This window comes from Egicoccus sp. AB-alg2, from assembly GCF_041821065.1.
In the GTDB taxonomy this organism is placed as follows: domain Bacteria; phylum Actinomycetota; class Nitriliruptoria; order Nitriliruptorales; family Nitriliruptoraceae; genus Egicoccus.
On record NZ_JBGUAX010000013.1, the window covers coordinates 18,845 to 38,502 of the forward strand.

18 protein-coding genes are annotated in these 19,658 nt (G+C 73.1%); 11 read left to right on the plus strand and 7 right to left on the minus strand.

The features are described 5' to 3' along the window. Nucleotides 1-3 precede the first annotated feature (3 nt). The gene (locus ACERM0_RS20705; protein WP_373680541.1) at nt 4-597 is read left to right on the plus strand and encodes a DUF624 domain-containing protein; all 594 of its coding nucleotides are present in this window, start codon (nt 4-6) and stop codon (nt 595-597) included. Continuing rightward, entirely contained in the window at nt 594-1,832 is a 1,239-nt protein-coding gene (locus tag ACERM0_RS20710) for an MFS transporter (protein WP_373680542.1), read from the plus strand. The genes ACERM0_RS20705 and ACERM0_RS20710 overlap by 4 nt, the downstream gene beginning before the upstream one ends. A gap of 17 nt (nt 1,833-1,849) precedes the next feature. Here ACERM0_RS20710 and ACERM0_RS20715 read toward each other — a convergent pair whose 3' ends face one another. Further along, on the minus strand, nt 1,850-2,710 hold the full coding sequence (locus ACERM0_RS20715; protein ID WP_373680543.1) for an LCP family protein: 861 nt from the start codon (nt 2,708-2,710) through the stop codon (nt 1,850-1,852). Then, nucleotides 2,707-3,309 (minus strand): hypothetical protein, encoded by a 603-nt coding sequence (locus tag ACERM0_RS20720; protein WP_373680544.1) that lies wholly within the window; start codon nt 3,307-3,309, stop codon nt 2,707-2,709. The genes ACERM0_RS20715 and ACERM0_RS20720 overlap by 4 nt, the downstream gene beginning before the upstream one ends. Nucleotides 3,310-3,570: 261 nt before the next feature. On the opposite strand from ACERM0_RS20720, the gene ACERM0_RS20725 reads away from it, so the two are divergent. Continuing rightward, nucleotides 3,571-3,879: a hypothetical protein gene (locus ACERM0_RS20725; RefSeq protein ID WP_373680545.1), complete on the plus strand. Its 309-nt coding sequence runs from the start codon at nt 3,571-3,573 to the stop codon at nt 3,877-3,879. 63 nt (nt 3,880-3,942) lie between these two features. On the opposite strand, the gene ACERM0_RS20730 is transcribed toward ACERM0_RS20725, so the two are convergent. Beyond that, complete coding sequence (locus ACERM0_RS20730; protein ID WP_373680546.1) at nt 3,943-4,848, minus strand: bile acid:sodium symporter family protein; 906 nt, start codon at nt 4,846-4,848, stop codon at nt 3,943-3,945. 210 nt (nt 4,849-5,058) lie between these two features. Between ACERM0_RS20730 and purS the strand changes: the two genes are divergently transcribed. Together purS and ACERM0_RS20740 are read left to right on the plus strand one after the other, a co-directional pair. After that, nucleotides 5,059-5,322 (plus strand): phosphoribosylformylglycinamidine synthase subunit PurS, encoded by a 264-nt coding sequence (gene purS, locus ACERM0_RS20735; protein ID WP_373680547.1) that lies wholly within the window; start codon nt 5,059-5,061, stop codon nt 5,320-5,322. Nucleotides 5,323-5,341: 19 nt separating this feature from the next. Then, nucleotides 5,342-6,136, plus strand: a complete 795-nt coding sequence (locus ACERM0_RS20740) for a hypothetical protein (RefSeq protein WP_373680548.1) — start codon at nt 5,342-5,344, stop codon at nt 6,134-6,136. Between the two features lie 53 nt (nt 6,137-6,189). Here the strand turns inward: ACERM0_RS20740 and ACERM0_RS20745 are convergent, their stop codons facing one another. Further along, entirely contained in the window at nt 6,190-7,356 is a 1,167-nt protein-coding gene (locus ACERM0_RS20745; protein ID WP_373680549.1) for an IS30 family transposase, read from the minus strand. 231 nt (nt 7,357-7,587) lie between these two features. Between ACERM0_RS20745 and ACERM0_RS20750 the strand changes: the two genes are divergently transcribed. The 3 genes from ACERM0_RS20750 (at nt 7,588) to ACERM0_RS20760 (ending at nt 10,863) form a co-directional block, all read left to right on the plus strand. Next, the gene (locus ACERM0_RS20750) at nt 7,588-8,841 is read left to right on the plus strand and encodes an FAD-binding protein (RefSeq protein ID WP_373680550.1); all 1,254 of its coding nucleotides are present in this window, start codon (nt 7,588-7,590) and stop codon (nt 8,839-8,841) included. 213 nt (nt 8,842-9,054) lie between these two features. Further along, nucleotides 9,055-9,738 carry a phosphoribosylformylglycinamidine synthase subunit PurQ gene (gene purQ, locus ACERM0_RS20755; RefSeq protein ID WP_373680551.1) on the plus strand — a complete coding sequence of 228 codons (684 nt, stop codon included), beginning with the start codon at nt 9,055-9,057 and terminating at the stop codon, nt 9,736-9,738. Nucleotides 9,739-9,912: 174 nt separating this feature from the next. After that, a complete protein-coding gene (locus tag ACERM0_RS20760; protein WP_373680552.1) occupies nt 9,913-10,863 on the plus strand; it encodes a glutaminase in 951 nt (316 codons plus the stop codon). Nucleotides 10,864-10,884: 21 nt separating this feature from the next. Here ACERM0_RS20760 and ACERM0_RS20765 read toward each other — a convergent pair whose 3' ends face one another. Continuing rightward, nucleotides 10,885-11,085, minus strand: coding sequence for a hypothetical protein (locus ACERM0_RS20765; RefSeq protein WP_373680553.1), 201 nt, complete (start codon nt 11,083-11,085; stop codon nt 10,885-10,887). A gap of 101 nt (nt 11,086-11,186) precedes the next feature. Between ACERM0_RS20765 and purL the strand changes: the two genes are divergently transcribed. Beyond that, nucleotides 11,187-13,469 carry a phosphoribosylformylglycinamidine synthase subunit PurL gene (gene purL, locus ACERM0_RS20770; RefSeq protein ID WP_373680554.1) on the plus strand — a complete coding sequence of 761 codons (2,283 nt, stop codon included), beginning with the start codon at nt 11,187-11,189 and terminating at the stop codon, nt 13,467-13,469. Nucleotides 13,470-13,515: 46 nt separating this feature from the next. Here the strand turns inward: purL and ACERM0_RS20775 are convergent, their stop codons facing one another. Further along, nucleotides 13,516-15,342, minus strand: coding sequence for an alpha/beta hydrolase family protein (locus ACERM0_RS20775; RefSeq protein ID WP_373680555.1), 1,827 nt, complete (start codon nt 15,340-15,342; stop codon nt 13,516-13,518). Nucleotides 15,343-15,495: 153 nt separating this feature from the next. Between ACERM0_RS20775 and ACERM0_RS20780 the strand changes: the two genes are divergently transcribed. Further along, a complete protein-coding gene (locus ACERM0_RS20780) occupies nt 15,496-16,665 on the plus strand; it encodes an endonuclease/exonuclease/phosphatase family protein (protein WP_373680556.1) in 1,170 nt (389 codons plus the stop codon). Nucleotides 16,666-16,690: 25 nt separating this feature from the next. Here the strand turns inward: ACERM0_RS20780 and ACERM0_RS20785 are convergent, their stop codons facing one another. Then, the gene (locus ACERM0_RS20785) at nt 16,691-17,671 is read right to left on the minus strand and encodes an amidohydrolase family protein (protein WP_373680557.1); all 981 of its coding nucleotides are present in this window, start codon (nt 17,669-17,671) and stop codon (nt 16,691-16,693) included. Between the two features lie 314 nt (nt 17,672-17,985). Here ACERM0_RS20785 and purF point away from each other — a divergent pair, with 314 nt between their 5' ends. Next, on the plus strand, nt 17,986-19,626 hold the full coding sequence (purF, locus tag ACERM0_RS20790; RefSeq protein ID WP_373680603.1) for an amidophosphoribosyltransferase: 1,641 nt from the start codon (nt 17,986-17,988) through the stop codon (nt 19,624-19,626). The last annotated feature ends 32 nt before the right edge of the window (nt 19,627-19,658 follow it).

Sequence of the window (19,658 nt, forward strand, 5' to 3'; positions counted from 1 at the left end):
CCCGTGAAGGGCGAACGCTGGGAGACCCGGGTGCTCGGCTGGCTCGAGCACCCGGTCAACCTCGTGCTCGCGAACCTCGTGTGGTTCGTGCTCGTCCTGCCGGTGGTGACGTGGTTCGCGGCCGCCGTCGCGCTGGCACACAGCGTCGACGCCTGGTTCCGCCACGGCGACGACCGGATGGTCCGCAACGCCCTGGCCGGCTGGCGGTTGACGTGGCGGCGCACGCTGCCGTTCGGCGTCGTCAGCGGCGCCGTCGGCGCCGTCCTGGCGGTCAACGCGCTCTTCCTCTCGACCCGGCCGGCCGGGGTGGCGACGGTGCTGCTGGGCGGCACCGGCGGGCTCGGCCTGCTGTGGCTGGGGCTGCACCTGTGGCTCGTGCCGCTGCTCGGCCGCCACCCCGACCTGTCCCTTCGGGCCGCGCTCGCCATGGCCGCGAACGCCGCCATCCGCTTCGCGCCGCTGACGCTGCTGATGGTCGTCTTCACCGTGCTGCTGGCCGCCGTGCTCGTCGCCTTCTGGACGTTCGTGCCGTTCCTCAGCGCTGCCCTGGTGGTCGCGCTCGCGCTGCGTGCCCTCGACCGGGCCGAGCGCGCATGAGCGGCGACCGACGTCGGCGCCTGCGTGCCAACTGGCGACGGGTGCGTGGCCTGCCGCTGCCGTTCTGGGTCATGTTCGCGGACACGTTCGCGATGGCGGTCGGCTTCTACCTGCTGATTCCGCTGTTCGCCTACCACCTGCTGGAGAACGTCGCGCTGTCGGCGACGGTCGTCGGCGTCATCGCGGCCGTGCGCAGCTTCAGCCAGCAGGGTCTGATGGTGTGGTCGGGCGCGCTGGCCGACCGCATCGGCTACCGCAACGCGATCTGCGCGGGCGTGCTGATCCGCGCCGCCGGGTTCGGGCTGTTCGGGGTCGCCGACAGCGTGGCGGTGTTCCTCGTCGGCTCGGTCCTGGCCGGCTTCGGCGGATCGCTCTTCCACCCCGCCAGCTACGCCACCTATGCCGTCCTGACCGACGACGCCGACCGGGTGACCATCTACTCGGTGCGTGAGCTGCTCTCCAACGGCGGGTTCATCCTCGGACCCGTCGTGGGCGGGCTCCTGCTCACCTACGACTTCCGCTGGGTCTGCTTCGTATCGGCCGGGCTGTTCGCCGCCACCTCCGTGCTGACGTGGTTCGGGCTGCCCGCGTTGCGCCGGACCGAGCGGGTGTCGCGCTCCTTCGTCGCCGCGCTGCGCGAGGTCGTGCGCAACCGGGCCTTCGTCCACTTCACGTGGGTGACCGGTGGGGCCTGGGCGCTGGTGACGCAGCTGTACCTCGCCGTGCCCGTGCGGGCCGGGGACCTGCTCGCCGATGCGTCACAGCTCGGGCGTGTGTACGCGGTGGGGGCGGTCGTGATGGTGGTGACGCTGGTGCCGCTGTCGCGCGTGGCGAGCCAGCGCCTGCACGCCTTCCACGTGATGGCGCTCGGCACGCTGCTGCTGGGCGGGGGGCTGCTGGCGATCGGGTTCGCGCCGGTCGCGGCGGCGCTGTACCTCGGTGTGGTGGTGTTCACGCTCGGCCAGGTGCTGTGCCAGCCGATGATGAACAGCCTGGTGTCGCGCTTCGCCGACCCCGACCGGATGGCGTCGTTCTTCGGCGTCAACGGGCTGGCCCTGGCGGTGGGCGGCGTGCTCGGCAACGTCGGCGGCGGGGTCCTGTACCAGCTCGCGGAGCAGCCGGCCTACCGCTCGCTGCCGTGGCTGGTGTTCGGGTGCTGGGCGGTCGGCGTGGCGGTCCTCTACGTGCGCACCGCCCGGGCCGTCGACCCGCCCTCGGAGACCGCCGCGGCCTGACACCGGCGCTCGTCCGATCAGCCGACCCGGGCGTCGTCCGCCGCCTCCTGGATCACCGCGTACGCCGAGGACCGCAGCCGCACGACGGCGGCGCCGCCGATGCTGGCGTGGTCACCCTCCGCCAGGACCCGCTGGACGTTGTCCGGGGGCAGACGCAGGGCCTCGAACGCCAGCTGGGCGAGCTGTGGGCCCGAGAGGTCCGTGAGCGTGTGCTGGCGCAGGACGCTGGCGGCGCGCAGCACCTGGTCGGGGTTCGGGCGCTCGACGACCTGGGCGTGCGCCGCGGCCAGCAGCTCCGCCTGCGCCTGCGAGCGGGCGAAGTCCCCGCCGGAGCGGTTCTTGCGGTCGCGACCGTAGGTCAGCGCCTGGCTGCCGGTCAGCTGCTGCACGCCCGTCGACGTGATCGCGGTGCCGCCGTCGCTGACCGGGGTGCCGACGTCGACGGTGACGCCGCCGAAGGCCTGCACGGCGTGCTTGAACGCCTGCATCGAGGTCACGAGGTAGCCGTCCACCTCGATGCCGAACTCCTGCTCGACCGTGTCGACGCACCGCTGCGCGCCGCCGACGAGGCAACCATTGATCCGGCCGTTGCCGCGCCCGGCGACGTTCACCCAGGCGTCGCGTGGGACGGACACGAACGTGGCGTGCTGACGGTCCGCGCTGACGAACAGGATCTGGAAGGCGTCCGCGCGGCCCTGCAGCGGATCCGGGCCACGCGGCGGACCCTCGTCCGAGCCCAGCAGCAGCAACGTCAACACCTCGCCGTCGCCCTCGGGCAGCAGGTAGCGGTCCGCCGCCCCGGCGCCCCCGGTGCTGAGCCCCCACGCGAGCACCAGTGCGACCAGCGTGGCCGGACCACGCCGCCGGCGCGCGGTCATCGGCGCACCGCCAGCAGCCGCGGCGGCTCGCCGGGCGTGAACACGAACGAGGCCACGCTCTGCGTGCCGTCGGCCAGCGTCAGCGTCGCGACGACCCGCCCCCACTCCGGCAGGTCGCGGGCCCCGACGCGCACCTCGTAGCTGATGCTGCCCACGCCGCCGTCCGGCCCGACCGTGCGCAGCACCTGGAGGTCGCCGGTCAGCCCGTCGCCGTCCAGCGTCCCGTCACCGCCCACCTGCAGGTCGACGAGGTGCTCGTCGACGACCGCCACCATCGCGGCCGCGAAGTCGTCCGTCGCGTCCTGGTCCAGGACCGCCGTCGCGTCGCCGCTGCTGCCGGCGCCGTACAGCTTCGTGCCGGTGACCGACAGGTCCTGCACGTCGACCGTGTCGACCACGCCACGGACGGGGTCCGGTTCGGGTTCGGGTTCCGGCTCGGGGTCCGGCTCCGGCTCCGGCTCGGGGTCGGGGGCCGCGGCCTCCTCCACGGGCAGTTCGTCTTCCCCGGCCGTCCACAGCACCGTCACCAACAGCAGCACGGCCAGGCCAGCGATCAGGACGCTGGCGAGCACGGCCGGATTGCGGCGGGAGGTCGACATGGCGGCGCGGACGGTAGCCAGTTGCGCCCGGACAGCACGAGAACCGTCACGCGCGTGCGCTGGCGCCGCGGACCAGGACGGTCGGGAACCACGGCAATGGCCCACCGGACAGTCGAAGCCTGCAGGAGGTCACCACCTGTACCGAAGGTTGCCGCCGTACGGCGGAACCGGGGCGACCGGACGTCGGGGCGAAGGGGCGCCCGGGCGGTGACAGGGTGGAACCCGATGGATGACGGACCACGAAGCGACAGGAGAGAGACGATGAGTTCGACCCACACCGGTGAGTTCCGGCGCCCGACGCCGGCCGACACGCACGAGGCGAAGGCGTCCGGCACCGGCGCGGGGCGCGGGTTCTCGGTCGCGGGCGGCATCCTCGGGATCATCGCCGTGTTCGTCGTGCCGATCCTGCTCGGCCCCGCCGGGATCGCACTGGGCTACGTCGGCCATCGCAAGGGCGATCGACACGGCCGCACCGCGATGATCGTCGCCGGCGTCGGCATGGTGGTCGGCATCGTGCTCGGGATCGTGCTGTTCCAGCAGGCCGGTGGTCTGCCGGGCGGCGGTGCCTGAGCGTCGTCGATCGGAAGGCCTGGGGGTGTGGCGGCGCGGGGCGAGGCGCCGTGAACGGTGCCCTCAGCCCTGCCGGCGGGCGAGCGCGCGGGCGACCACGGGCGAGGTCAGCATCTGCACGACCGCGTACACGACGGCCGGCAGGGCGACCTCGGCCGGCAACCCGCCCGCGAACACGACGAACGCCGCGATCGAGAACTCCTTCTTGCTGACGGTGAACAGCATCGCGACCCGGTCGCCGCGCCGGTGCAGCAGCGGCCGGGTCGCGGCGGCGACGAGGTAGCCACAGACGTTCAGGGCGACGGCCCCGACGGCGACCAGCGCCACCGTCGTTGGAGCGGCCAGGACCAGGTCCGCGTTCGGGCCGACAACGGCCAGCAGCAGCGCCAGGTAGGCCACCGACGCGGTCGCCGACAGGGCCGGCTCCAGCGAGGCGACCTGCCGCGGCCGTCGCGTCCGCACGGCGACGCCCACGACGGTCGGCAGCAGCACGACCAGCGCCAACTCGCCCGCCAACTCGCCGAGCGGCGCCGCGAGCTCGACACCGGTGTAGAACAGGAACAGCGCCGGGACCACCAACGGCGCCAGCGCGGTGTTCACCGCGTTGGAGACCGTGGCCAGCGCGACGTTCCCGCGGGCGATCCAGACCAGCAACGGCGACGACACGTCGGTCGGCAGCGTGCCGAGCAGCACCATCCCGACCCACAGCTCACCGGCCCCGAACAGCAGGCCCGCCAGCCCGAGCGCCACCAGGCTCATCGGCCCGTACACCAGCAGCGTCGCCAGCGCCTGCAGGTGCGGGCGGCGCAGCACCTCCCGGAGCGTGTCGAGGTCGAAGCTCAGGCTGACCGCCAGCATGAGCAGCGCCAGCAGCGGCGTGACGGCCCCGCGCAGCCCGACGCCCAACTGCGGCGCGGCCAGCCCCAGCGCGCCCGTGGCCAGCACCAGGACGACGAGGTGGTCCTCCACCACGCGCAGGCGCTCGACGGTCCCACCTCACCGGTCCGGGGCGTGTGAGGCTGCCACACGTTGCCGGTCCCGGGCGGGTCCGGGCCGCCGCACCCGGCCGGTGGCGGGCGCGCCGGGCCGCAGCACCAAGGCAGCGCGGTCGGGTCCGGGCCGGCCGGTAGGCTCCGCGGCGACCGCGCCGCCCGCTCCTTTCCGCTCGAAAGTGCCGCCATGCCCCGGGTCGCCATCGACGTCCTGCTCAAGCACGAGATCCTCGACCCGCAGGGCCGTGCGGTGGAGCGGGCGCTGCCCGGGCTCGGCTTCGAGGGCGTGTCCGACGTCCGGATCGGCAAGCACCTGGAGCTGGACGTGGACGCCGACGGTGACGACCTCGCCGACCGCGTCTCGCGCATGTGCGCCGACTTCCTCACCAACCCGGTGATCGAGACCTACACCTGGCGGGTGATCGGCGACGATCAGCGCGCCGACGCCTGACGAATCCGCTCGGACCATCGTGAGCGACGACGCGCGCGACCCCGCCGGCCGGAAGGCGCCGTCCGGCCGGAAGGCGCCGCCCCTGCCGCCGTTGCGCGACGACGGCCTGCCGACGCTGCCCACCGGCGAGCCCGTGCTGCACCGTTGGTTCGTGATCGCGATGCTGGTCCTGGTGCCGATAGCGCTCGGCGTGTCGATCTGGGCGGCCACGGCCACGTTCGGGCGGGCGGAGCTGACGCCGGCCGAGCGACGCCCACCGGGCGGTCCCGAGGTCACGATCGAGCGGGGCGCCGCGCAGCTGAGCCCCACCGACGAGCTCGAGCAGGGACCCGCCTGCTTCCAGGGCGGCCAGATCATCGGCGACTCGGGATCCCGGGCTGCGGCCCGCCGGGCGATGCAGGGCGCCTGCGACCTGATCGCCGGCGGCGGGTACGACGAGGCACTGGCGGGCCTGCGGAAATGGGCCCGCACCGACGGGCGCGTACGCATCGCCGCCTTCGAGCTGTCCGGCGTCGAGTCCTCCGCACGGCTCGAGGACGGCCGCCTCGTGATCGAGCTCAACGCCGCCTTCCAGTTCGAGGACGCCACCGCGGCGGCACCCGCCGTGATCCACCAGCTGGCGCTGCTGGCCGCGCCGGACTTCCCCGGCGCGCCGATTCCCGGCGAGCAGGAACTGCGCGCCGCGCAGCTGCAGCGACAGGCCTGCGGGGAGCTGCCGCCCCGCCTGCGGCCCCGCGGCTGCGACGACGTCGAGGAGTTGCTGGCGGCCGACGACCCGCTCCAGGACCTCCTCGACGCGGGCTGGCCCCGCTGACGCGGCGTTGAGTCCGGCAGCGATGGGGGCAAGTACGCGCAACGGCTGCGAGTTCAACGGGTGGCTGCAACAGCCTCTGCGAACTTCTCTGATGGTGTCATGAACTGCAGGGTCTTGCGGGGACGGCCGTTGAGCTCGGCGGCGATGGCGTCGAGGTCGGCCTGGCTGTAGGGCTTGAGGTCGCTGCGTTTTGGGAAGTATTGGCGCAGCAGCCCGTTGGTGTTCTCGTTGGTGCCGCGCTGCCAGGGGCTCTTGGGATCGCAGAAGTAGACCTGGATGCCGGTGTCGATGGTGAAGGTGGCGTGCAGCGCCATCTCCTTGCCCTGGTCCCAGGTCACCGATCGGCGCAGCTGGACGGGCAGGGTCTGCACGTGGCGGGTCAGCTGGGCCACGACGTGTTCGGACTTGATCCGCTCGAGGTGGAACAGCAACAAGAACCGGCTCGAGCGCTCCACCAGGGTCCCGATTGCGGACATGCCCTTGCCCAGGATCAGGTCGCCTTCCCAGTGGCCAGGCACCGCCCGATCCTCGGCTTCGGCGGGCCGTTCGGAGATGCGAATCATCCCGACCAGGTTCCCGCTGCCCGAGGCGCGTTGACGGTTGCCGTTGCCGGGCCGGCGGATCCGCCGTTTCGTGCGCAGATGCTCGGTCAGTTCACGTTTGAGCGCGCCGCGGGACTGCACGTAGAGGGTGCGGTAGATCGTCTCGTGCGACACCTGCAGCTCCGCCCGGCCGGGGTAGGTGCGCTTGAGCCAGCCGGCGATCTGTTCAGGGGACCACTTCGCCTTGAGCTTCGCCTCGACCAGTTTCGCCAACTGTGGGGTCGCAGCGAGCTTGCACGGCTTGGGTCGCCTGCGGCGTCTGATCGCGGCACGGTCGGCGGCGGCCGCCCGGTAGCGCCGCCGGCCACCGTTGGCCTCGACCTCCCGTGAGATCGTCGAGGGGCAACGTCCCAGCCGATCAGCAATGCGACGAAGCGAGTCGCCGGCCGCGAGCCCGCGCGAGATCTCCTCCCGGTCCTCAAGCGTGAGATGCCGCGCTGCCCGCGTCGGGATCGTGGGCCGGATCCCGCCCGTCGCCTGGACGCGCTCATACATCGGCGCGTGCTTCTTGCCGAACCGCCGCGCCAGCTGCGCAACGGTCTGTCCGGCCATGTAGCCGTCCCAGAACTCCACGACCTGTTCCGCCGTCAGGTTGTAGGGCACGTCCTCGATCGCCATCTCGCCCACCTCCCTCTCCCGGCGGAACTATCCGCCGATCAGTGAGGTGTTGCGATCACCCGTTGAGCCCGCAGCGGTTGTCTCCCTATGTCGGTCAGCTGACCAAGATCGTCTCCGGAAAGGCGGGTAGGCCAACACGACGTGCCGGGCGGCCGCGACGGACCTGCCTGGCTAGGGTGATGCGCGAGGCATGGCGCTGGACGCCGGCCAGCTGCCCTGAAGGGTCGAGGCGTGAACCAGCGGGGGAGGAACTGGGGCGGCAACCTCACCTATGGGGTACGGGAGGTGCGGTTGCCGACCGGGCTCGAGGAGCTGCAGGAGCTGGTCGCCACCACACCGAGGCTGCGTCCATTGGGGACTCGCCACAGCTTCAACGGCCTGGCGGACACCTCGGCGGTCCACGTGACGCTGGAGGCGATGGAGCAGTTCGTGAAGGTCGACGACGTTTCCGCGACCGCCCGGGTGTCGGCGTGGTCGACCTATGGCCACATCGCGCCAACGCTTCATGACCACGGTTTCGCCCTGCCGAACCTGGCTTCGTTGCCGCACATCAGCGTTGCTGGCGCCTGTGCCACGGCAACCCACGGGTCCGGCGTGCGTCGCCGCAACCTTGCCGCTGCCGTGTCGGCGATGGAGTTCGTGGACGGGACCGGCGAGTTGGTGACCGTCAGCCGGGCCGACGATCCTGACATCTTCGCGGGATGTGTCGTGCACCTCGGTGCGCTCGGGGTCGTCACGGCCCTCACGTTGGACCTGGTGCCTGCCCAGCCGGTACATCAGCGCGCCTACGTGAACCTCTCGCGGTCCGCACTTGCCGCCAACCTCGCCGAGATCCTGGCCGGTGCCGACAGCGTGAGCTGTTTCACCCGCTGGCAGGGCGACGTGGTCGAGACCGTGCTGCACAAGGACATGCGTGACCCTGCAGACGACCCGACCGAGCTGTTCGGTGCCCCCCGCGCGACCCGGCCGCGTCACCCGATCCTCGGACTGTCGACCGAGCCCGTCACGCAACAACTCGGCTGCCCCGGTCCGTGGCACGAGCGGTTGCCGCATTTTCGTCTGGGTCACACACCGAGCGCGGGCAAGGAGATCCAGTCGGAGTGGTTCGTGGATCGACGTGACGCCGCCGACGCCCTCGAGGCGCTCTGGAAAGCCGGCCCGGACCTCGACGAGGCGTTGCAGGTCAGCGAGATCCGCACGATCGCCGCTGACGACCTCTGGCTCAGCCCGATGCACGAACGTGACGTCCTCGCGCTCCACTTCACCTGGATCCTTGACCAGCCGGTCGTCGATCGCGCTGTCGAACGGGTCGAGGACGTCCTGGCTCCCTTTGACGCGGTGCCCCACTGGGGCAAGGTGTCACACGCCGACCGCGACGTGTATGCGTCGCGCTACGACCACCTCGACGACTTCACCGGACTCGCTGAGCGCTTCGACCCCGAGCACCGCTTCCGCAACACCTTTCTGGACGACCTCCTCGGTTGACGCATCCCGTGGGTCCGACCCGCGCAGGGCAACTCACGGCGGATGTGGCCGGTTCGCCGAGCAGGCCAGAGCATCCACACCTTGCTCGTGAGTCCAGCCACGTATGCCGTCACGGCCAGAGGGATTCTCGGGGACGCGGGCGGGCGCGCGGCACGGAGCCGGTCCGCCCGCGCGGTACCTTCCGCGCGGAGCCGAGGTGGCAGGAGGCCGAGGATGCGGATCGGGGTCGTCACGTTCCCCGGATCGCTCGACGACCGGGACGCGATCCGGGCCGTGGAGTGGTGCGGCGGCGAGGGCGTGCCGCTGTGGCACGACGACGCCGACGTGAAGGGCGTCGACGCGGTCGTCCTGCCGGGCGGGTTCAGCTACGGCGACTACCTGCGCTGCGGGGCGGTCGCCCACCGGGCGCCGGTCATGCGCGCGATCGCCGCGTTCGCCGCCGACGGTGGCCCGGTGCTGGGCATCTGCAACGGCTTCCAGGTGCTGTGCGAGGCCGGCCTGCTGCCCGGCGCGCTGCTGCGCAACGAGCACCTGCGCTTCGTCTGCCGCGACGTGCCGCTGGTCGTGGAGGCCGACGACACGGCCTGGACGTCCGACTACCACCGCGGCGAGGTCCTGGTCGTGCCGGCCAAGCACGGCGAGGGCCGCTACCACGCCGACGCGGCGACCCTCGACCAGCTCGAGGCCGACGGCCAGGTGGTGCTGCGCTACGCCCAGGGCCACAACCCCAACGGTTCGCTGCGCGACATCGCCGCAATCACCAACCCGGGCCGCAACGTCGTCGGCCTGATGCCGCATCCCGAGCACGCGGTCGACCCGGCGCTGATCGGTGGCAGCGACGGGCAGGGCTTCTTCCGCAGCGTGCTCCAGCGTGCCGCGGCCGCCGCCACCGCCTGACACGCCTCGTCGGAACCCCGCCGGGCCGAGGGTCCGCGCGGCGTTCGGCCGCATGCACCGGTGTCGGCGCGCGCAGGTGGCGTGCGGTGCCCTGTCCGGAAGGGGCGGGGCGGTGACCCGGCCGCCGTGCCAGCCTTGGCGTCGACGCCGACACGCCCAGGAGGGCGCCCTCCCATGACCGCGACCGACACGTCCAACGACCTCGACGCCGAGCTGCGACAGATCGCCGAGATCGCCCGGCCGACCGCCCGGCAGGGTGAGCTGGCCGACTACATCCCGGCGCTGCGCGACGAGGACCCGGACTGCTTCGGGCTCGGCCTGGTCGACATGGACGGCACCGAGCACATGGTCGGCGACGTCGACCGGCCGTTCGCGATCCAGTCCATCTCCAAGGTGTTCGCGCTGGTCCTGGCCATGCAGCGGGCCGACCGGGCCGAGGGCGTGAAGAAGGAGCTGTGGGGACGGGTCGGGGTGGAACCGTCGGGTGACCCGTTCAACTCGCTCGTGCAGCTCGAGCACGAGCAGGGCGTGCCGCGCAACCCGATGATCAACGCCGGTGCGCTGGTCGTCGACGACATCCTCGCCGACCACTGCGGTGACGCACGCCGCGAGCTGCACGACCTCGTCAACGAGCTGGTCGGCGAGGAGGTCGCCCTGGACGACAAGGTGGTGCACGCCGAGGGCAACACCGGCTCGCGCAACCGCGCGATGGCCAACCTCATGCTGTCGTTCGGCAACCTCGACAACAGCGTCGACGACGTCCTCGACGTCTACATCTACCAGTGCGCGCTGACGATGACGGTGCGGCAGCTGGCCCGCGCCTCGCGGTTCCTCGCCAACGACGGCGTCGATCCCGCCACTGGCAGGCAGATCCTGCGCCCCCCGCTGGCCCGCCGGGTCAACGCGATCATGCTGACCTGCGGCACCTACGACGCCGCGGGGGAGTTCGCCTTCGACGTCGGGCTGCCCTGCAAGAGCGGCGTGGCGGGGGCGATCATGGGCGTGGTGCCCGACCGGTACGGCGTCGCCGTGTGGTCGCCGCCGCTGGACCCGTCCGGCAACTCGCGTGCCGGCAAGGTCGCCCTGCACGAGCTCGCCGAGCGCCGCGGCCTGTCGATCTTCTGACCGGCGGTCGGCGCGGACGCGTCAGCCGCGGAAGTCGCCCAGGCCCTGCTGCTCGGCGTCGCGCCGCTTCTGGGCCCGCAGGTAACCCCACAGGCCGAAGTGCGCCAGGATCCCGACGAACAGGACCGCGGCGGGAACCCACTGGCCGTCGACGGCGAGCAGGACGGCGGCCACGAACGCGCAGCCGACGAGGATGGCACGCAGGGTGTTGAGCGCATCCATGTGCGGTCTCGATGACATCGGGTGGGCGGGAGATCGAGGGTATCCCGGTCGCCAGTAGGCTCCTCGCGCCCGACGCCACGCCGACTCGACAAGGCGCCGCCGTGCCCGAGACCCGCACGTTCCCCGCCGACGAGACGCTGACGCCCGAGCGGGCCCGGGAGCTCGGCCACGAGCTCGGCCTGCGCGGCGACGAGTACGACCGGATCGTGGAGACGCTCGGGCGCACGCCCACGGTCTCCGAGCTGGGCATGTACTCGGTGATGTGGTCCGAGCACTGCTCGTACAAGTCGTCGAAGATCCACCTCCGCACCCTGCCCACCGACGGGCCCCACGTGCTGGTCGGTCCCGGCGAGAACGCCGGCGTGGTCGACGTCGGTGACGGGCTGGCGGTGACCTTCAAGATCGAGTCGCACAACCACCCGAGCTACGTCGAGCCCTATCAAGGCGCGGCCACCGGCGTCGGCGGCATCCTGCGCGACATCTTCACCATGGGCGCCCGCCCGATCGCCGTGATGGACCCGCTGCGGTTCGGCGACCCGGGCGGCTGGACCGACGGCGCCGGCCGGACCCGGCCCACGGACCTGTTCCAGCGGCACCTCGTCGACGGGGTCGTGCGCGGCGTCGGCGGTTACGGCAACTGCGTCGGCGTGCCCAACATCGGCGGCGAGACCGTCTTCGACGACACCTACGCCGGCAACCCGCTGGTGAACGTGCTGGCGATCGGGGTCCTGCGCCGCGACCGGCTGCAGCTGGCGCGCGCGGAGCAGGCCGGCGACGTGGCCGTCCTCCTCGGCTCGGCCACCGGGCGCGACGGCATCGGCGGCGCGTCGGTGCTGGCCAGCCAGGAGTTCGACGACGCACTCGACGACAAGCGCCCCAACGTGCAGGTCGGCGACCCGTTCGCGGAGAAGCTGCTGATCGAGTGCTGCCTCGAGCTCTACGAGCGGGACCTGATCTCCGGCATCCAGGACATGGGCGCGGCCGGGATCGCCTGCTCGACCGCCGAGCTCGCGTCGAAGGCGTCGATGGGCATGGACGTGGACCTCGACGCCGTCCACCTGCGCGAGCCGTCGATGGCGTCGTGGGAGATCCTGTGCTCGGAGTCCCAGGAGCGCATGCTGGCCCTCGTGTCCCCGCCGCTGGTCGACGAGGTGCTGGCGATCGCCGCCAAGTGGGGTGTGCCGGCGTCCGTGATCGGCGAGGTGGTCCAGGGCGACGCGCTGGTGCTCCAGCGCGGCGGCGAGGTGGTCGCCGACCTGCCGGCCCGCTCGCTGGCCGACGAGGGCCCGACCTACGACCGCCCGCGCGCCCGGCCCGACTGGCTGGACGACTACGCCGCGGTCGACGCCGAGTCGGTGGCGCTGCCCGAGGACCTGTCGGCGTTCGCGCTGGCGTTCCTGCGCTCGCCCAACGTCGCCTCCAAGCGCTGGATCTTCGAGCAGTACGACCAGCACGTGCTGTCCGGCACGGTGTTCGGGCCGGGCATGGCCGACGCCGGGGTCGTTCGCCTGCCCGACAGCCGCAAGGCGGTCGCCTGCGCCACCGACGGCAACGGCCGCTGGTGCGAACTGGACCCGCGCGAGGGCACCCGCCGCGTGGTCGCCGAGGCGTTCCGCAACGTCGCCTGCACCGGCGCACGGCCGCTGGGCACGACAAACTGCCTCAACTTGGGCAACCCGGAGCGGCCGGAGATCATGTGGCAGCTCGCCGAGTCCATCGCCGGCATGGGTGAGGCCTGCGAGGCGCTCGGCATCCCGGTCACCGGCGGCAACGTCTCCCTCTACAACGAGACCCGCGGCCGCGCCATCCACCCGACCCCGGTCGTCGGCGTGCTGGGGGTGCTCGAGGACGCCGAGGACGCGGTCGGGCTCGCCTTCGAGGACGAGGGCGACGTCGTGTTCCTGCTCGGCGGACCCACCGAGCCCGGTCTGGCCGGCAGCGAGCTGCAGCGGTTCCTCGACCTGCCGCTGGGCGGCCGCCTGGCCCCGGTCGACCTCGACCGCGAGGCCGCCATCGGCGAGGTGCTGCAGGTCGCGGCCCGCGAGCGGCTGCTGCAGACCGCCCACGACGTCTCCGCCGGCGGCCTGCTGGTCACCCTGGCGGAGTCGTGCGTGGCCGGCGCCGTCGGTGTCGAGGTGGCCGTGGACCCGGACCTCGACCCGGCCCAGGCGCTGTTCAGCGAGTCGCCGGGCCGGGTGGTCGTGACGGTCACCAGCCGCAACGTGCGCGCCTTCGCCCAGCTGTGTGCCGACGCCGAGGTCCCGCTGACCGACATCGGCACCGTCGGCGGCGACGCGCTGGTCGTCCGCGGGCTGGTCGACGTCACCCTCGACGACCTCGAGGCGGCCCACCTCCACGGCCTCGGTGACGTGCTGGACGCCTGAGGTACTCGGACGGGTCAGCGCTCGGACGGGTCAGCGCTCGGACGTGTCAGCGGCCGAACGGCGGCCGGGGCAGGATCGGACGGCCGGGACGGGTCGGGCGGTCGTCCGCTGGCGGGACGACCGCGGGCGGGGTCACCGGCACGGCCGCCTCCACGGCGACGTCCACCAGTGCCGGGGTGCGGCCGGTGGCGTGCATCAGGCTGGCCGTGGACACCTCGACGTCGAGGTGGTCGCCGCCCGGCAGGGTGTAGGCCAGTCCGGGCATCGGCACCTCGACGACCGTGCCGTCGGCGGACAGCGGCACACGGACGGCGCCTTCCTGGAGATTGACCACCTCGCCGGTCTCGCGATGCACGAACCGCACGAACAGGTGCACGGCGTCGTCGGTGCCGGCCAGCGCACCACCGTCGCCACCGAGCCCGCCCAGCAGCCCACCGGCGGCCGCCCCGAGCGGTCCCAGCGTGCCGACCAGCAGGTCACCCGCCTGCCGGGTCGGCAGCTCGCCGGCCACGTCACCCAGCGGCGCCGTCGCGACCTCCAGCGGCACCGACGTGCCCGCGACCCGCAGCCGCACGCGGGGGACACCCAGGATCTCCAGCGGCGCGTCCGGCGCCGCGGCCACCTCGAAGCGCGCAGCACGCGGGTCGCCGTCCTCGGCGGCCTTCGCCGCGGTGATCGGCAGGGCCGGGATGCCCGACGGCGGGTCGGTCAGCAGCGCGACGAGGCCGTCCACGTCGGGGACGTCGACCACCGGCACGACCGGTAGCCGCGACGCCGTTCCGGTGGCGGACCGGGTCTCCGTGCCCGCGAAGTCGGCGGCGTCGCGCCACTCGCCGTCGTTGGTGCGGTAGGTGACCGGTGCGCCGGTGTCGACCGCCTGCCCGCGCAGGTGCCTGGCGAACCAGGTCACGATCGCGTCGTCGAGGAACGCGCGGTCGTCCGCGTCGCCGTAGGAGGCCGGACACTCGACGTGACCGCCGCAGAAGGCGACGAACCGTGCCGGCGCGCCCTGTGCCGCGACGTGGCGGTACAGCGCGACGCCGTCGGTGAGGTCGAACAACGTGTCCACCGACCCCTGCATGACCAGCGTGGGCACCGCGACCGGGAAGCGTTCGCCGTAGCCGCCGAGGCTGGACTTGGCGAAGAACGCCAGCGTCTCGTCCGAGGTGCGGCCACTCGTCACGAACTCCGACACGCCGCGGTGGATGGCCGGGTCCAGGGCGGCCGCCGTCTGCGAGCGGCACTCGCTGGACAGCCCCAGCGCGGTGCCGGTCGCGGTGCCGGCGCCGTACAGCAGCGCGATCCATCCCTGGTTGACCACCCCGCCGGCGTACAGCGAGTAGCGCAGGTCGTGCCAGGCGATCTCGGGCGCCAGCGCGTCGATGCGCGGGTCACGCGACGCGGCCGCGAACTGGATGCCCCCGGCGTACGAGCCGCCGGTCATCCCGACGAGCGGGTCGCCGGAGGCGTCGGTGGCGATGGGTGCGTTGGCCACGGCCCAGTCCAGCAGCCACGACACGTCGCGGCCCTCCACCTCGGGGTTGTCGATGCGTGCCTCGCCTCCCGAGCAGCCGAACCCGCGGCTGTCCCAGGTCAGCACCGCGTAGCCCTCGTCGACGAGCCGGCCCAGCGTCCCGCCGAGTTCGCGCTCGCGGCTGCCCGCCCAGCCGTGGGTGCGCAGCACCAGGGGGACCGGCGCGTGCTCCGACGCGCCCGGCGGCAGGAAGAGCGTCGCCTCGATCGGGGTGCCGTCGAACGAGGCGACCACGTGGTCGGTGACGGCCGGGCCCGGTTCCGCGGCCGCCGGCAGGGCGGTGGCGACCAGCGTGAGCGCCGCGGTGATGGCGAGCAGGGCACGACGGATCGGGCGCACGGGCGGACCTCGGCGAAGGCGGCGGTTCGTGCACTCCAACGACCGTTCGGCCGCGTGGTGACGTTTGCGGCCTCCTCGTACCCGCCGGCCGCTTAGCATCCGCCGGCCGGCCGGCGCTTCGAGCCGGCCGCTGGGGAACGGGAGGAGAACGGGATGGGATCGACGACGCGCGTGGCGTCGCACGGGCGGCGCTCCTCGCGCTGGCTGGCGGCCGTCGCCGTGGGACTGGCGACGCTGCTGGCGCTGCTGACGGGTGGAATGGCCGAGGCCGTCGCGGCACCGGCGGGCAAGGCCGCGGGCGTGCCGGCCGCCGCAGCCGCCGGACCACAGGGCGGGCCGCCGGTGACGGTGATGACCCGCAACCTCTACCTCGGCTCGGAGCTCGGGCCGGTGTTCGAGGCGACGAACCAGCAGCAGCTGGTCGTCGCCGCCAGCCAGATCTGGGCGAACGTGCTGGCGTCGGATTTCCCGGCCCGTGCCGAGGTGCTCGCGGAGGAGGTCGCCCGCGACCAGCCGCTGCTGATCGGCCTGCAGGAGGTCAGCCGCTTCAGCGCCGTCGGTGCGAGCGGCTCGATCACCATCGACTTCCTGGACATCCTGCTCGACGCGCTGGCGGCACGCGGGCTGTCGTACGAGGCGGTGTCCGTCGCGCCGGCGTTCCAGGGCACCCTGCCGGCGATCGACCCGACGCTCGGGTTCGTGGAGGCGACCCTGCTCGACCGTGACGTGATCCTGGCCCGCACGGACGTGCCGCCGGCGCAGCTGACGGTCCTCGACGAGGCCACCGGCCTGTTCGACGCGGCGCTGACCCTCCCGCTGCCCGGCGCCGGCGAGGGCGCCACGCTGCGGATCGACCGCGGCTGGCAGTACGTGGACGTGCGGGCCCGCAACCGCGAGTTCCGGTTCGTCAACAGCCACTTCGAGGCGTTCGACCCGGGTGAGGTCGTCCGCGTCGAGCAGGCCCGCGAGCTGCTGGCCGGCCCGCTGGCGACGGACCTGCCGGTCGTCCTGGTCGGGGACTTCAACTCCAACGCCAACGCGGACGGGCGGGCCTACGGCCTGCTGACCGGGACCGGTGGGTTCGCCGACGTCTGGAGCCTGCTCCGGCCAGGTGAGCCGGGCCTGACCTGCTGCCACCCGGCCGACCTGCGCGGCGACGAGGTGACGCTGCGCAGCCGCATCGACCTGATCCTTGTGCGCGGTGACGTCCGCGCCCGCGACGTCGAGGTGATCGGGGTCGACCCGGCGCTGCGGACCCCGTCGGGGCTGTGGCCCTCGGACCACGCCGGTGTGGTCGCGCGGCTGATGATCACCGGCCGGTAGGCGATCGCACGGCTGATGGCCGGCGCTAGGGCCGGTGTGGCGACGAACGGCCGGCGTCCCCCGCGGGGGCGCCGGCCGTCGCCGTGTCGCCGCCGGCTGCGTCCACGGTCGGGAGGCCGAGCAGGCGCGCGGCGTTGTCGTGGAACAGCCCGCGCAGACCCGCGACGTCCAGCCCGAGCGCCGCCAGTCCCCGGATCTGGGCGGCGTACGGATGCGGGATGGTGGGGAAGTCGGAGCCGAACAGCAGCCGCTCGCCGAGCGCCGCGTAACGCGGCAGCAGGGCCGGGTCCACCGTGTCGAAGTAGGGCGGATCGGTCAGCACCATGGCCGTGTCGAGGTGGACGTCGGGGTGTTGCTCGGCCAGGGCGAGGAAGCCGAGAGTGTCCGGCGCGCCGACGTGCGCGATCACGACCCGCAGGCCGGGGAAGCGGGCGAGCAGCCGTCGGATGCCGGCGGGTCCACACACCTCGGCGCCGCCTTCGACGCCGTAGACGGCGCTGGCATGGATCAGCGCGGGCACGCCGGCCTCGACCAGTTGCGGCCAGACCGGGTCGAGCAGCGGGTCGTCGGGGTGGAAGCGACCGACCTGCAGGTGCACCTTGGCGATCCGTCCGCCGTCGGCCAGCGCGCGGGCGACGTAGCCCGGGGCGTCGTTCTCCGGGAAGAAGGTGAAGGTCGGGATCACCTGGTCGTGGGCCGCGGCGGCCGCCATCGTGTGCCGGTTGCACCACTCGGCCACGCCGGGTTTGTGCCCGTACGCCAGCGCCGTGTGCGCCACCACGCCCAGGTCCCGCAGCATGCGCAGCCGGGTCGCCTCGTCGGCGCGGTAGGTCACGGGCCAGGGCGGGTCGTCGAGGCGGTCGAAGAACTCCCAGACCGCCCGTTGCAGGGCCGGCGGCAGCAGGTGCACGTGGGCGTCGAGGTAGCCCGGCAGCCCCAGCCGCGCGGCGAAGCCGGCCACCTCGTCGTCGTGCGCGGGGAACTGCTCGATCGGCACCGCTGTCACGTGGCCCTCCCAGCCGGCCGGGCGGGGCAGCGTAGGTCGCGGCCTCCGGCGCCGTCGGAGGCCGCGCCGCTCGCGGTCGACCGGCGGCGGGCCACGCCGGCCAGCGGTCGGGTCGATGCGTGCATCGAGGCACGCACGGACCGCAGGGTGGGATGCACGCATCCGAGCCCACGCCCTGCGTCGCGCCGCGCGACCCCGCCGGGCCGACGCGAACGTGCCGGTACGCTGGGGACTCCCGCCCGGTGGAGCGTCGGCCCGTGCCTCTCGAAGATCGCCTGTCGGTCGCCGCGCGCCCGCAGGCCGACGACACGGCGCTGCCGGCGGACGCCGACCTGGCCGGCTACGCCGAGGGACCCCGTGAGGAGTGCGGCGTCTTCGGCGTCTACGCCCCGGGCGAGGACGTCGCCACGCTGACGTACTTCGGGCTGTACGCCCTGCAGCACCGCGGCCAGGAGTCGGCCGGCATCGCCGTGTCGGACGGCCGGCGCGTGGTGGTGCACAAGGACATGGGTCTGGTGAACCAGGTGTTCACCGACACCTCGCTGGCCGCCCTGCAGGGCCACCTCGCGATCGGCCACTGCCGCTACTCGACGACCGGTGCGTCGTCGTGGGTGAACGCCCAGCCGCAGTACCGCGAGACCGGCCGTGGCGGTGGCCTGGCGCTGGGCCACAACGGCAACCTCGTCAACACCGTCGAATTGGCCCGGCGCATCGACGTCCCGCCGACCAACGACTCCGAGGTGATGGCCGCCCTGCTCGCGCGCGAGATCGCCGGCGAGGGTGGTGTGTCGGACAGCGGCACGGGCGCGTCGGTCAGCCTCGAGGAGGCCATCGCCCGGCTGGCTCCCGACCTGCGCGGCGCGTTCTCCGTCGTCGTCATGGACGAGCAGCGCCTGCACGCCTTCCGCGACCCGCACGGCGTCCGGCCGCTGCAGATCGGCCGGCTCACCAACGGCGGCTGGGTGATCGCGTCGGAGACCGCCGGCCTGGACATCGTCGGGGCCGTCTACGTCCGCGACGTCGCGCCCGGCGAGATCGTCACCGTCGACGCCGACGGGCTCCACAGCCGCCGGTTCGCCGCCCCGGAGTCCAGCTACTGCCTGTTCGAGTGGGTGTACCTCGCCCGGCCGGACCACCGGCAGGACGGCGGCAGCGTGCTGTTCGCCCGCCGCAGCATGGGCCGGCAGCTCGCCCGCGAGGCCCCGGTCGAGGCCGACATCGTCATCCCGGTTCCCGAGGCCGGCCGCGACGCCGCCGCCGGGTACGCCGCGGAGGCGCAGCTGCCGTTCGCCGACGGGCTGGTGAAGAACCGCTACGTCGGGCGCACGTTCATCCAGCCGACGCAGACGCTGCGCCAGCTTGGCATCCGGCTGAAGCTCTCGCCGGTCCGCGAGGTGGTGGAGGGCCGCCGCCTGGTGGTCGTGGACGACTCGATCGTCCGCGGCAACACCTCGCGGCAGCTCGTGGCGATGCTGCGCGCGGCCGGGGCGCGCGAGGTCCACATGCGGATCACCTCGCCGCCGATCGCGCACCCCTGTTACTACGGCATCGACATGGCCACGCGGGCCGAGCTGATCGGCGCCGACCTCGACGTCGAGGCCATCCGCGAGTTCATCGGTGCCGACTCGTTGCACTACATCAGCCTCGAGGGGCTGATCGCCTCGACGCCGCACCAGCGCGAGCGGCTGTGCACGGCCTGCTTCACCGGCGAGTACCCGATCCCCGTCCCGGGCGAACACGAGCAGCTCGCGCAGATCAAGTTCGACTTCGACACCGAGCCGCAGGTCGGGGGCGCTGACGACACCGGCAGTGGAGGCGTGGCCGTCGACGAGGCGGTCCGCTACGACGCGGGCGTCTGCGGGGTGAAGTCGCCGGCGGTCAACGGGGCGGGCAACGGGGTCGCGTTGGAGGAGCAGCGCCTGGCGAATGCCCGCGAAGGCCGCACCGTCGAGTGACGTGGCGCGTGTGGGCCCGTCCCGGCGGGCGC

Bases quoted from the DNA above. Each gene is read 5' to 3' on its own strand.
- ACERM0_RS20710 (WP_373680542.1), top strand. From the start codon at position 594: ATGAGCGGCGACCGACGTCGGCGCCTGCGTGCCAACTGGCGACGGGTG.
- ACERM0_RS20715 (WP_373680543.1), bottom strand. From the start codon at position 2,710: ATGACCGCGCGCCGGCGGCGTGGTCCGGCCACGCTGGTCGCACTGGTG.
- ACERM0_RS20720 (WP_373680544.1), bottom strand. From the start codon at position 3,309: ATGTCGACCTCCCGCCGCAATCCGGCCGTGCTCGCCAGCGTCCTGATC.
- ACERM0_RS20725 (WP_373680545.1), top strand. From the start codon at position 3,571: ATGAGTTCGACCCACACCGGTGAGTTCCGGCGCCCGACGCCGGCCGAC.
- purS (WP_373680547.1), top strand. From the start codon at position 5,059: ATGCCCCGGGTCGCCATCGACGTCCTGCTCAAGCACGAGATCCTCGAC.
- ACERM0_RS20745 (WP_373680549.1), bottom strand. From the start codon at position 7,356: ATGGCGATCGAGGACGTGCCCTACAACCTGACGGCGGAACAGGTCGTG.
- purQ (WP_373680551.1), top strand. From the start codon at position 9,055: ATGCGGATCGGGGTCGTCACGTTCCCCGGATCGCTCGACGACCGGGAC.
- ACERM0_RS20760 (WP_373680552.1), top strand. From the start codon at position 9,913: ATGACCGCGACCGACACGTCCAACGACCTCGACGCCGAGCTGCGACAG.
- ACERM0_RS20765 (WP_373680553.1), bottom strand. From the start codon at position 11,085: ATGGATGCGCTCAACACCCTGCGTGCCATCCTCGTCGGCTGCGCGTTC.
- ACERM0_RS20780 (WP_373680556.1), top strand. From the start codon at position 15,496: ATGGGATCGACGACGCGCGTGGCGTCGCACGGGCGGCGCTCCTCGCGC.